11 protein-coding genes are annotated in these 12,067 nt (G+C 69.9%); 6 read left to right on the top strand and 5 right to left on the bottom strand.

Annotated features, from left to right (window positions below; all coding sequences use genetic code 11):
• Positions 1–600 precede the first annotated feature (600 nt).
• Positions 601–1,227: a hypothetical protein gene (locus WME97_RS39920; protein WP_437545563.1), complete on the top strand. Its 627-nt coding sequence runs from the start codon at positions 601–603 to the stop codon at positions 1,225–1,227.
• Between the two features lie 107 nt (positions 1,228–1,334).
• A complete protein-coding gene (locus tag WME97_RS39925; protein ID WP_437545565.1) occupies positions 1,335–2,348 on the top strand; it encodes a formylglycine-generating enzyme family protein in 1,014 nt (337 codons plus the stop codon).
• An 81-nt stretch (positions 2,349–2,429) separates the two neighbouring features.
• On the opposite strand, the gene WME97_RS39930 is transcribed toward WME97_RS39925, so the two are convergent.
• Positions 2,430–3,095 (bottom strand): TetR/AcrR family transcriptional regulator, encoded by a 666-nt coding sequence (locus tag WME97_RS39930; RefSeq protein ID WP_437545567.1) that lies wholly within the window; start codon positions 3,093–3,095, stop codon positions 2,430–2,432.
• 209 nt (positions 3,096–3,304) lie between these two features.
• Here WME97_RS39930 and WME97_RS39935 point away from each other — a divergent pair, with 209 nt between their 5' ends.
• The 3 genes from WME97_RS39935 to WME97_RS39945 all read left to right on the top strand — a co-directional run bounded on the left by WME97_RS39935 (position 3,305) and on the right by WME97_RS39945 (position 7,173).
• Positions 3,305–4,522, top strand: coding sequence for an FAD-dependent monooxygenase (locus tag WME97_RS39935; RefSeq protein ID WP_437545569.1), 1,218 nt, complete (start codon positions 3,305–3,307; stop codon positions 4,520–4,522).
• 88 nt (positions 4,523–4,610) lie between these two features.
• The gene (locus tag WME97_RS39940; RefSeq protein ID WP_044969989.1) at positions 4,611–4,991 is read left to right on the top strand and encodes a BlaI/MecI/CopY family transcriptional regulator; all 381 of its coding nucleotides are present in this window, start codon (positions 4,611–4,613) and stop codon (positions 4,989–4,991) included.
• Position 4,992: 1 nt separating this feature from the next.
• Positions 4,993–7,173 (top strand): penicillin-binding transpeptidase domain-containing protein, encoded by a 2,181-nt coding sequence (locus WME97_RS39945; protein WP_437545572.1) that lies wholly within the window; start codon positions 4,993–4,995, stop codon positions 7,171–7,173.
• 87 nt (positions 7,174–7,260) lie between these two features.
• On the opposite strand, the gene WME97_RS39950 is transcribed toward WME97_RS39945, so the two are convergent.
• Positions 7,261–8,454 carry an FAD-dependent oxidoreductase gene (locus tag WME97_RS39950; RefSeq protein ID WP_437545574.1) on the bottom strand — a complete coding sequence of 398 codons (1,194 nt, stop codon included), beginning with the start codon at positions 8,452–8,454 and terminating at the stop codon, positions 7,261–7,263.
• Positions 8,455–8,544: 90 nt separating this feature from the next.
• Here WME97_RS39950 and WME97_RS39955 point away from each other — a divergent pair, with 90 nt between their 5' ends.
• A complete protein-coding gene (locus WME97_RS39955) occupies positions 8,545–9,555 on the top strand; it encodes a LysR family transcriptional regulator (protein WP_437545576.1) in 1,011 nt (336 codons plus the stop codon).
• Positions 9,556–9,579: 24 nt separating this feature from the next.
• Here WME97_RS39955 and WME97_RS39960 read toward each other — a convergent pair whose 3' ends face one another.
• The 3 genes from WME97_RS39960 to WME97_RS39970 all read right to left on the bottom strand — a co-directional run bounded on the left by WME97_RS39960 (position 9,580) and on the right by WME97_RS39970 (position 11,851).
• The gene (locus WME97_RS39960; protein WP_437545578.1) at positions 9,580–10,545 is read right to left on the bottom strand and encodes an endo alpha-1,4 polygalactosaminidase; all 966 of its coding nucleotides are present in this window, start codon (positions 10,543–10,545) and stop codon (positions 9,580–9,582) included.
• Between the two features lie 150 nt (positions 10,546–10,695).
• A complete protein-coding gene (locus WME97_RS39965; protein WP_437545580.1) occupies positions 10,696–11,319 on the bottom strand; it encodes a glutathione S-transferase family protein in 624 nt (207 codons plus the stop codon).
• 40 nt (positions 11,320–11,359) lie between these two features.
• Positions 11,360–11,851: a DoxX family protein gene (locus WME97_RS39970; protein WP_437545582.1), complete on the bottom strand. Its 492-nt coding sequence runs from the start codon at positions 11,849–11,851 to the stop codon at positions 11,360–11,362.
• Positions 11,852–12,067 lie beyond the last annotated feature (216 nt).

A 12,067-nucleotide genomic window follows, 5' to 3' on the forward strand; every position in this document is an offset into this window, starting at 1 on the left:
GGGGGCGGCGGCAAGGGTCGCGAGCAGAAGCATGGGCGGCGCGTCGGAGCGCACGCGCCCGGCGCGCCCCGCGGTGACGCTCCCCTCGGAGAGGTGGGCATCGCGATGACGCTCCAGGTCGACGAGCGGGGGATGACAGATTTGTCCAAGGGGGGCGACGACGATCTCGCCGTCTATTCGAGCGGGTCGCAGCGGCAATAGAACAAGGACGGTCGGACGCGAGCCGAGAGTCCCCGCAGGTCCTGACCAACGCCCCCCTAACCGAAGGTGACGACGATGAATTATCCTGTTCTTTCCTCCCGATGGGTGGTCCGCTGCGCTCTTGGGATAACCGTGCTCTGCCTCGGAGCTTGCAGCTCGGAGAGTGACCTGAACGACGGTTCGGAGTCGGAGAGCGCCGCAACCGGAGGGACGGCGGGCACCAGCGGCTCCACGACCGGAAGTTCGACGAGCGGTGGGACAGGTGTTGGAGCCTCCAGCTCCGCCGGAGTAACCACGGGGACGACCGGAGCAGGAGGAGCCCCGAGCGGCAGTACCAGCGGTGCTTCCGGCACCGGCGGAGGTGGCACCGGCGGCGCAGACCCGAGCGGGCCAGCGTCGGTGGGCAGCACGAGCACGGGCGGCGATCCCGGAACGGGCGGCGGGGATGACGGCCTGCCTCCAACAGGCGACAACTCGGTTGCGTACACCGGCTGCTCGATGGCCAACAACATCGGCACCGGCTACAAGCGCGTTGGCGGCAAGATCATGTGGAACGCCGACAACTATCAAACGGGCGCCATGGTGGTCCAGAACTGGACCAGCCCGAACAGCTCTTCCTGGCAGCTCTTCGACCGGAAGATGGAGTCGATCGGCGGGAAAGACGTCGTCAAAGCCGTCATGGTCCAGATCTGCATCCTGTCGCAGCGGGCCACCGACAAAGAGCTCCGTGACATGGTCAACGCGGCGCGCCAGCACGTCAACCCGGGCACCCATATCTACATCGTGGGCCAGCCGGTCTACAATGCAGGGCACGATTGCTTCATTGCGGGAGCGGGCGGCGCCGATTGGACTGACATGAAGGCGCAAGAGCTGGCCAAGGACCCGACCATCAACGAGAACATGAGCTACCTCGGGAAGTTCATCCTCAACAACGACGCGGGCGAAGTCAGCGACGGCTGCCACGCCAGCAGCCCGAAGGGTGAAAACGTGCTGGGAGAGCAGGCGAAGGCGTTCTTCGGGGGCTGATCGGAGCGCAGGCCCAACGCAACCGAGCTGCGATGTCGACGGGCGCGCGCCATGCGTGGTGGCGCGCGCTCCGGAGGAGAGCAGGAGCTGACCATCGTGGGTGACCTATGATTTCGCTTGCCCCTCCTTGCCACACCGTCTGCATCGCATTCTTCGGGCTGCTGCTCTCGGCAGGTTGCACCTGCGGAAACGAGGAGAGGACCGCGGCGGACGAGGCGATCGCGGCGGATCGAGGCAGCGGCCGCGCGGGCGCCTGGGCTGGAACGGCGCCAAGTTGCACCGGGCTGCCGGCGACCTGCGGGCCATCGGAGAACGAGGACTGCTGCGAGAGCTTGCTGGTCCCCGGCGGATCTTTCGCTCGGAGCTACGACGGCGTGGACTATCTGGACCGGAGCTACCCGGCGACGGTGAGCGACTTCTACCTCGACAAGTACGAGATCACCGTGGGCCGGTTCCGGGCGTTCGTGAACGCAGGCATGGGCACGCAGGCCAGCCCGCCTGGGGATGGTGCGGGCGCACATCCAAAGATCCCAGGCTCTGGCTGGAGCTCGGCGTGGAACACCAAGCTGCCGCCGAACACGGCTGCCCTAAGAGACGCCCTGAATTGCTTCGTGCACCAGAGCTGGACGGACACGGCGGGGAGCGGCGAAAACAAGCCGATCAACTGCCTGGACTGGTACACGGCGTTCGCGTTCTGTGCGTGGGACGGCGGACGGCTGGCGACAGAGGCGGAGTGGAACTACGCCGCCTCCGGGGGCAGCGAGCACAGGTACTATCCGTGGTCGAAGCCAGCGACCTCCACGGCGATCGATGACAGCTACGCGGTTTACTGCGGCGGCACGTGCAGCCTGCGAAACGTCGGCTCGAAGTCGCCAAGAGGCGACGGGAAGTGGGGGCAGTCCGACCTGGGCGGGAACGCGTGGGAATGGACGCTGGACTGGGATCCGGTCCAGTACCCAGTGCCATGCCATGACTGCGCCGCTGTGATAGCAGGCTCCTACCGGGCTTTCCGGAGCGGCAGCAACGACGACCTCGCCCCGACCCTTCGGTCAGCCACCCGCCACGTCTACTACCCCGAGCTCCGAGGCAACATCGGGTCGCGTTGCGCCAGAAACCCTTGAGCCTGTCGGTCACCGGCATGCAGTGTCACGGTCGCCATCGCGCTCTGGCCGTGACGCCGCGCGCCGCCGCGACCGCCTGCGCTACGCGAGGGATCGAGGCTGGGCCGGGCGGCTGGGCGCGTAGGCTCGAAGAAATGCGCGCACCCCCTCGACGAGGAGCTCTCGCATGCGGGCGTCGTTCGGGGCGACCACCGGCCCGAACGCGTTGGCGGCGAGCAAGAAGGTCAGCGCGATGAAATGATCGGCCGCCTGCCGGGGGTTCGGCGCGTCGAGCAGCCCTGCACGCGCAAATTCCGCGAACCGCTCCGCGATCGCCTCTTCCGGAGCGTTCATCATCCAGTGGTCGCGACCGCGCAGCTGCGACAGATGAACGGACTCCATCGTTACCAGTCGCATGAGGGCAAGGTAGTCCACCGAGCCGAGCATCTCGGTCACGATCCGCGCCGAGAAGGAGTTCAAGGCGTCCTCCAGGTCCGTGACGTGCGTCAAGGTGTCCTCGATAGCCCGTCGGACCGCCGCGATGAGCAGGTCACCTGTGGACTCGACGACGGCCAGCAAGAGAGCCTGTTTGTCGCCGAAATAGTCATACACCGTCCTCTTGGAGACGCCGGCGCGAGCGGCGACGGCATCGACGCTCGAGCGGTCGAACCCGTCAGCCAGGAACAACTCCCGGGCCGCCACGAGGATGGCGGATCGCTTCTGCGCGGACCCTTCACGAAGAGCCTTTTGTGCGCCGGTGGAGGACATGCACCTCCAGGTATAGCCCATTTTGGCCTCTTTTTGCCCTGGCCTTTGTACACTACACCGTGTAGTGTAGTCGACGTCAGAGCTCCCTGGGCCGAGTGGACCGCGGTCGGCAGCTGCTTGCCCTGCCTCGTGGCAGCGGGCGGGTCGCGCCGATCTCTCGCGGATGCGCCCTCCGCCGCTGCGAGCTCACACCGAAGGAAGGCGGACACATGGCGACTTCGCGGAACAAGAAGATCCTGATCTCCGGCGCGAGCATCGCCGGCCCCGTGCTCGCGTACTGGCTTCACAGGTACGGCTTCCAGGTCACGGTGGTGGAGAAGGCTGGCGCTGTGCGAAGCGGCGGCTACCCCATCGACATCCGGGGCACCGCGATCGACGTCGTGAAGCGCATGGGCGTGTTGTCGCGCATCGCAGCCGCGCACATCGACTCACGCAAAATCACGTTCGTCGATGGCGACGGCGCGCTCATCGGGTCGATCCGGCCCGAGGCGCTCACCGGCGGCAAGGAAGGCCGGGATCTGGAGCTGCCTCGCGGAGAGCTCACGACGGTGCTCTACGACGCCGTCCGAGAAGACGTCGAATTCCGCTTCGGCGACTCCATCACCACCTTGAACGAGCACGGCGGCGGCGTCGATGTGCACTTCCAGAGCGGCCTGCAACGCCCCTTCGACCTGGTCATCGGCGCTGACGGATTGCATTCGAACACACGGCGGCTCGCCTTCGGGCCCGAGGCGCAGTACCACCGTTATCTCGGCTACTGCTTTGCAGGTTTCACCATCTCCAACACCCTCGGGCTCTCTCACGAGGCGTTCATCAGCAACACGCCCGGGAAGGCGGCCGTGCTGTTCGCGGCCGGCGACAGCGATCGCCTGCACGCCTTCCTGACCTTCGCCCGTCCCCAGCCTCCCTTCTCGGAGTTCGCCGACATCGAGGCGCAGCGAAGGTTGACCGCCAGCGTCTTCGCCGGCGCCCGCTGGGAAGTACCGCGGATGCTCGCCGCTCTGCAGGAGGCCACCGATGTCTTCTTCGACGTCGTCAGCCAGATCCGCATGCCTCGATGGTCGAAGGGAAGGGTCGCCCTTGTGGGAGACGCGGCCCACGCGCCGTCGTTCTTGTCGGGCCAAGGTACGAGCACTGCCATGGTCGGCGCCTATGTCCTGGCGGGGGAGCTGGCTACCCATTCCGACCCTGGCGCCGCCTTCGCCTCGTACGAGCGCGTCATGAGGCCGTTCGTTGAGGTGAACCAGTCGCTCGCCGGCGGCGGCGCGCTCAGTCTGATCCCCGCCACATCGCGAGCGCTGTGGATCCGGAATCAAGCGCTCCGGGTGGCACCATGGCTGACGCGCACGGGGCTCCCCGGTCGCAAGGGCCGGAAGGCCTCGACGGCGCTCACCCTCCCCCTCTACGGTGCCCAGGCCAGCGGATAGCCCTCGAGTCTCCGGGCGGAACGCACGTGCTAAGAAATTAGCACGCGTTGCTTGCTAATTTCTTAGCACCAGGCTACGGATGGACGTCATGCCGAAGCCGCCGCTCACGCGCCGAGAGCGCGAGATCATGGACATTTTGTACCGCCTGCGGCGCGCGACCGCGCACGAGGTGAAGGACAACCTCGAGGATCCGCCGAGCTACTCGGCGGTCCGCGCGCTGCTGCGCCTGCTGGAGGAGCGCGGGCACGTCAAGCACGTGGAGGAAGGGCAACGCTACGTCTACACGCCGGTCGCGGCCCCGAGCGAGGCTCGCAGGAGCGCGCTGGCGCAGGTCGTGCGGACGTTCTTTGGAGGCTCGGTCGAGCAAGCGGTCACCGCGCTTGTCGACACGTCGAAGTCCAAGCTATCGCGGGAAGAGCTGGATCGCATCGCCCAGGTGATCGAGCGCGCCAAGAAAGAAGGGGGTTGAGATGAGCCCGATCGAGATGAGCCCGCTGCCGTTCCTCGTCGATGCCGCGCGGGGCGCCGTGCTCCTCGGGCTCGCCCTCGCGGCGATGCCGCTGCTCCGCCGCGCGCCGGCCTCCACACGCCGGCTCGTGCTGGTGCTCGGGCTCGCGGCCGCGGCGCTGGTGCCGGTCGCCTCGCGGCTCGTTCCGGCGTGGCGCGTGCTGCCGGTGGCCGAGCTTGGCGTCGAGGACGCGAGTAGACCCTTCGCCGAGCCCATCGGGGATGCCATTGCCCCACCCTCCGTCGAGCCCTTCTCCCACGCCGTGGTGCAGGCTCCGTTCGCGCCGGTCGCCCCGGCAACTCAGTCCTTTCCGTGGGGCCCGGTGATCCTTGCCGTGTGGGCGCTCGGGGCATCTGCGGTGCTCGCTCGCCTGGCCCATGGCCTTGCCAAGGCGCGTGGGATCGCCCGGCGCGCGACGCCGCTCTCGTTTCCGGGGATCACGGCGCCCCTCGGCGAAGCGCGCATGAACGCCCGCGTGTGCGTCAGCTCCGAGATCGATGTGCCGGCGGTGACCGGGGTCTTTTCGGCGGTGGTGCTGGTGCCGCGGGAGGCGCTCGAGTGGAGCCCGGCGCGCTGGCGAGCCGTGCTGTTGCACGAGCTGGCGCACGTTCAGCAGCGCGATTGTCTTGCCCAGATCGTGGGGCAGCTCGCCTGTGCAATGCACTGGTTCAACCCGCTTGTGTGGCTCGCGGCGCGCAGGCTTCGCATGGAGCGCGAGCTCTCGGCGGACGAGCGGGTCCTGGCGAGCGGGACGCGGCCGACCGAATATGCCGAGCACCTGCTGGCCATTGCGACGAGCGCGGCGCGGCTCCGTGAGGTGCCGGGCGGAGCGCTCGGGATGGCGGAGCCCTCGCAGCTCTTGGCGCGGGTCGAGGCCATCGTGCGACCGCGGGCGGGGTCTCTGCGCACGTCGGCGGCGCGGGGCGTTGCAATCACCGCGTCGGCTGCGGCGCTGCTCGGGGTCGTGGCCTGCGTCACCGCCGGCAAGGAAGGACCTGCCGCGGCCGTGGCGGCTAATCCGACCAATCCGTCCGGGAAGTCGGAGCCGGTCGCTCCTGCACCGGCGGGCGCGTCCGTTCCGACCTCTACCTCGGCCGTTGCTGGCTCCACGCCGGCCTCTCTGGCCCACCTGACCGCGGAGGTCGCCTCCGTGCTGGGCGCCCCAGCCGATCGCCTGGAGCTCACGATCGATCGCGACATCCAGGCGATCGTCGATGAAGAGATGAAGCGGATGGCGGACGAATGGCGCCCTGTCGCCGCCACGGCGATCGTGCTCGATCCGAAGACCGGCGAGGTGCTGGCCCTCCATGATCCGAGCACCGCCGCGGCGCCGCGCATCAGCGGCTCGACCATCAAGTCGCTCACCGTCGCGGCCGCGCTCGACGAGAGGGCCATTGCGGTGACCGACCGGTTCTTCTGCGACAAGGGAGCGCGGAGCTATGGCAAGGAGATCCTCCGCGACGCGAGGCCGAACGAGTGGCTCGACGTGCCGCAGATCCTCACGCTCTCATCGAACATCGGGGCCTCGCGGATCTTCGACAAGCTGGGCGGCGAGGCGCTCGGGCGCTGGCTCCGGCGCTTTCATTTCGGCGAGGCGATGAGCATCCAGCTCCGCGGCGCGCCGGTCGGCGAGGTCCCTCCGGTCATCGCGGACGGCTCGCTCCGCGGCGTGGCCCTGGCATCGGGCCATGGCGGCGCGATGGCCAGCCCGCTGCAGATGGCCGCCGCTTATGCCGCGATCGCCAATGACGGCGTGTTCAATGCGCCGACGCTCGCCCGGCGCGCCCGGGGCGCGGACGGCAGCGTACGCTTCGAGCACCACCTGGAGAACGAGCGCGTGCTCCGCCCGGAGACGGCGCGGGCGGTGATGGGCATGCTGGAGCGCGCCGTGAGCGATGAGCAGGCGACGGGCAAAGCGGCGCGTGTGCAAGGGGTGCGGGTCGCCGGGAAGACCGGCACCACGGACGAGGAATCGGCGGCGGGCGAGCCGCGCAATTACGCGAGCTTCATCGGGGTCGCGCCGGCCGAGCAGCCGCGCTTCGTCATCCTCGTCGGCGCGGTGGTCGCCGCGGAGGACGCGACGGGCGGCAAGGTGGCGGGGCCGGTGTTCGCGCGTATCACCGCGCGGGCGCTCGGGCGCTGATTCGAGCGCGTCGACGGCGCCCACGTCGAGGGGTACACGCCGCCGCCCTCTCCCCGGGAGGGCTACACGCCCCCGCCCTTTCCCCGGCTACGCGATCCGCTCCTCCCAGTCGATCCGGTACGCGTGCGCGCGCTCCTGCGCGGCGGCGCCGATCCGCAAGAACAGCGGCAGCGCCCTGTCGCGGAGCCACCCCGCGACAGGCCCCGAGACCGCCTTGCGGCTGCCGTTGCGGCGCGCCTGGCGGACGATCGCCTCGACCCGCGGCCGCCGCAGCCGCTCGAACGCCGCGAACGCTCGCTCCGGCTCGGGCTCGTCCCGCAGGCACCTCGCGAGGAGCATCCCGTCCTCCATGGCCAGCGAGGCGCCCTGGCCGGCGTGCGGCGTCGCCGCGTGCGCCGCGTCCCCGATCAGGCAGACCCGGCCGGCGTGCCAGCGCGGCATCGTCAGGATGTCGTGCAGCAGCCACGGACCGAGCACCTCGGGCGTCGCGCGCACCACGTCGGCGATCCAGCCTGGATCGCCCTCGTGAAGCGCGAGGATGCGCTCGCGGAGCGGCCCCGGCGCGGCGGCGCCCTCCGGCGCGGGCTCCCCGCTGTTGTGGAACCACCAGACCTCGCCTTCCGGCGCCGCGAACGCGCCGAAGAACGCCCGGCGGCCAAAGACCATCACGCTCCAGCCAGGCTGAAGCGGCGCGCCAGGGCAGCGCGCGAAGCCGCCGAAATCGATGAGGCCGGTGTATCCCGGCGCCGGCGCGCCGGGCAGCGCCGCCGCCCGCGTGCGCGATCGGACGCCGTCGCACCCGATGAGCACGTCGCCGCGCGCCTCGCCGCCGCCCTCGAAGCGCGCCACCACCTCGCGCGGATCCGAGCAGTCCACCCCCTCGAGCCGCATGCCGTACCGGATCGCGACGCCCCGCCGGGCCGCCTCCTCCGCGAGCGCCGCGTGCAGCGCGCCGCGGCGGATCATCACGAGGCCCGCGCCGAACCGGCGCGCCGCGTCGCGCTGGTCGATCACGCCGATGCGCCGCCCCCGGGCGTTCTCGAACCGGATGCCGTCACACACCGCGCCCCGCTCCTGCACCGCGCGCGCGACGCCCAGGTCCGCGAGCACGTTCATGCCGTTCGGCGCGACGCCCAGGAATGCGCCCTCCTGCTCCAGAGGGGCCGCGCGCGCCTCGAAGATCGTCGCCTCCACGCCGATGCGCTGAAGGAACATCCCGAGCACCGGGCCCGCGATGCCCCCGCCGACGACCACCACCCGCCGCACACCTCGCTGTGTCATCTCGCCACCTCCGACCTCGATTCCTGGCCAGCATGGGTGGGACTGACGCTCATTGCCAGTGATGATTCGTGATGGTAATCGTCACCATCCGTGAACTTGTCGACGCTCGACCTCAACCTGCTGCTCGTCCTGCACGCGGTGCTCGAGGAGCGGAGCGCGGCGCGGGCGGCGCGGCGGCTCCGCGTCACGCCGTCGGCGGTGAGCAACTCGCTCGCGCGGCTGCGCGCGCAGCTCGGCGACCCGCTCGTCGTGCGCAGCGGGCGCGGCCTCGTCCCCACGCCCCGCGCGCAGCAGATCGCGCCGCGGCTCCGGGCCGCGTTCGGCGAGATCACGGGCGCGATCGAGGGGGATCGCGCGTTCGACCCGCGGGCGACCACGCGCGCGTTCACGCTCGCGCTCTCGGACCTCGACCAGATCTGCAGCCTGCCGGCGATCGCGCGCGCGGCCGCGGCCGAGATGCCGCGCGCGACCCTCCGCGTGGTGAGCGTCGACCACCTCGAGGCGACCGGGGGGCTCGGCGGCGGCGACGTCGACGCGACGATCGCGCCCGCGCACCCGCTCCCGCCGGGCCACCACGCCGCGGACCTCTTCGAGCAGGACAGCGTGTTCGTGGTCCGCCGCGGTCACCCGTGCGCCCGCCGCCGGCTCACGCGCGAGGCGTTCAACTCGCTGCGCCACATCGACATCCACATCGCGCTCGGGCGCGGCGGCATCGGCAACCGCGCCGCCGTGGAGGCGCTCGCGGCCCAGGGGTTGCACCGCGAGATCGCCGCCGCCGTCCCGACCTTCTCCGCCGCCGCGGTCATCGCCGCGAACACCGATCTCGTCGCCGCCATGCCGCGCCGCATCGCCGAGGCGCTCGCGCGCCTCGCGCCGCTCACCCTCCTCGAGCCGCCCGTGGCCGCGCTCGTCTTCCGCATGCAGCTCGTCTGGCACGAGCGGACCCACGAGGACGAGGGCGCCCGCTGCTTCCGGGAGCTCGTCATCGCCGCGCTCCGGGACGGCCCGCGCGCCCGAGGCCGCGCGGCGGCGGGCACGAGGAAGAAGCCGAGTGGACCTCGGGATTCGCGGCCTACGTCCCGCTCACCGACAAGGCGATGATGCGGGCGCTCGGAAGGCCGCGGGTCACCGGCAGGGCCACCGGCCGCCGTCGAGGTCGAGCGGCATCTCCATGCTGTTGAAGCCCCAGGCGTTCGCCTGTTCGCAGAAGAGCGACCTGTCGGTCATGTGACCGGAGAACGGATCGTCGTACTCCACCTCGAACACGGCCTTGCCGTTCGCCAGGAAGGAATCGACGAGGAGCTCGCACTCTTCATACTCGAAGCACTGCTCGTTCAGCGTCCAGTCGAAGTACGGCCACAGGTCCGCCGCCTGCTCGATGTCGCCCTTGAGCCCCACGGACAGGCCCACCGAGTGGGCGAGATCCGCGATGAACACGTTGTAGGCGAGCTGGTCTTCATACCGGAGGGGGAACCCGGAGTCGTTGGCGTAACCGTCGACCTCGTCGGGCTCGATGGCGTCGAAGCCCTTGTCCTTGCAGACCTGGAACCGGGCCAGCATGATCGGCCCGAGGACATCGATCTGCCGGATGTCGAGCCAGAACGAGCCCTCCCAGTGGTAGTCCGGGTTGCCTTTGACCGACTCCGGGAAGTCGCCGGCGTCTGGCCGATAGTCCTCGAACGCGCCGACATCGACGTAGCAGATGACCTTGGCGCCCTTCGCGTGCAGCGCGGCCACCGTCTCGGCCGGCGTGAACTCCCAGTCGAGGTCGTAGACCGTGGGAGGCGGCGAATCGATGGGCGCTCCCGTGGGATCGACCAGGCCCATGTCCCTGGGGTCGTCCAGGTCCAGGGGGTGGTCGATCATCCAGTGCCACGACGTCTCGAGCGCCGGGATCCAGACGCCGGGGCCCCCGCCGGCGGTTGTCGATGAGGCGGACGCCGATGAGGTGGACGTCGACGCCGGCGTGCCCGAGCTCTGGGGCGAGCCCCCTGCCCCGCCCGGATCCACGCCAGCGTCGCTGCACGCGGCGGGCACCGCCGCGAGGACGAAGATCAACGACTTGACCACCGCGGGCCACGATCGATTCATGAGGGCGCCTCGTCAAGAAAGTTGCCAGTGGACGAACCTTGAGCTCGCAAAGCTTCGCAGGCATCACTTCCACCGATCGATGTCTCGGCAGGCTACAGGCAAACCATGCTGGGTCAACTTTTCCAGGAGGGATGCGGATCGCGTCTGGATTCAGCCCCTGTCCTCACCACGGCACCTCGCGCGCGCGCGCTGGTACTCCGGCCGCGCGGCGATCCGCTCCTGGTAGGCGACGAGCTCGTCGGGCAGCGTCTTGCCGAGCGCGCCGCGATAGATTCCGATCGCGGTGCTCACGGAGATGTCGGCGAGCGTGAGGCGCTCGCCGGCGAGAAAAGGCATGTTGCCGAGCATGGTGGCCGTGAAGCGCAAGGCCTTCTCGACGCTCGCCTCGTGCGCGCGGACCGACCAGTTGCGCTTGTCCGCCTCCGGCGCGCCGAAATGGGCTGTCAGCAGGGCATTGACGGCTGCCCCGATCGTCGCTTCGCCGAACACGGTCATTTGCAGCACGCGCGCGAGCGCCGGATCGCCCTTGCCGGGCAGGAGGGGCGTGGGCCCGTAGTGCTGCGCCACGTAGAGCATCATCGCGACGGACTCGTGGATCGCCACGCCGCCCTCATCCTCGAGGAACGGCACGGTGCCGAGCGGATGCAGCGCGAGGTAGGCTTCGCTCGGCGGATACGAGACCATCTCGACCTGGTAGGGCAAACCCATCTCTTCGCACTGCCACATCACGCGCTGGCCGCGGGCCCCGCGCGCGAAGTTGTAGACCTTGATCATCGGTGGTCTCCTTGCTCGCGATCCATGGAAAACCTATAGCTCATCGGTCGAGCGACGCCGGGCTCGCGAGCAGCGCGCGCGCGCGGCGGTCGCGCAGCCAGAGCCCCGCCCAGAGGAGCGCGGCGATGTAGATCGGAAAGAGCGTGTGGCTGAAGAGCGGGCTCCCGACCCGCACGTGGATCGCGATCGCGCCGCCCAGGTAACCGGTCCACAGGATCGCGCCGAGCACGGCGGTGCGCGGGATCAGGTACGTGACCAGACAGGCGATCTGAAGGTAGCCCAGCGTGGGGACGAGGCTGACCGGGAATCCGAGCTGGGCCGTGGCTGCATCCGCGGGGAACAGCTGCAGCACCTTCACCGCGGCATCGAACGTCAGGAACAGCACGCCCAGCCCGCTCAGGACGCGTCCCGCCCACAGCGCTCGCCTGGACGGCGCCGCTCCCGGCGCTGCGACGCTGGCCGGCGCCTCGGCCCGGGGCCCGGTGGTGAGATCCTGGTCACGATGATGGATGCTGGTGGAGATCGCGGTCATGGGTGCCTCCGTGCTGGGATTCACCCCGTAGACCCCCGGCCCCACGAGGAATCATCGGTCGCCGGAAAAAAAATCGCCGCGCCGCCCCTGACCGGGCGCCCGGCCCGGCGGACGCGCCGGAACGGCGCCTGCGGTGACGCCGGAAGAGCGCCGCGGCCATGCAGGAAGATCGAGCGGCAGGCCGAACCGCGGATCATTCGGCCGCACTTCGGTCGC

Origin of the sequence: Sorangium sp. So ce367, from assembly GCF_051520455.1 — a bacterium.
GTDB classification, from domain to species: domain Bacteria; phylum Myxococcota_A; class Polyangia; order Polyangiales; family Polyangiaceae; genus Sorangium; species Sorangium cellulosum_B.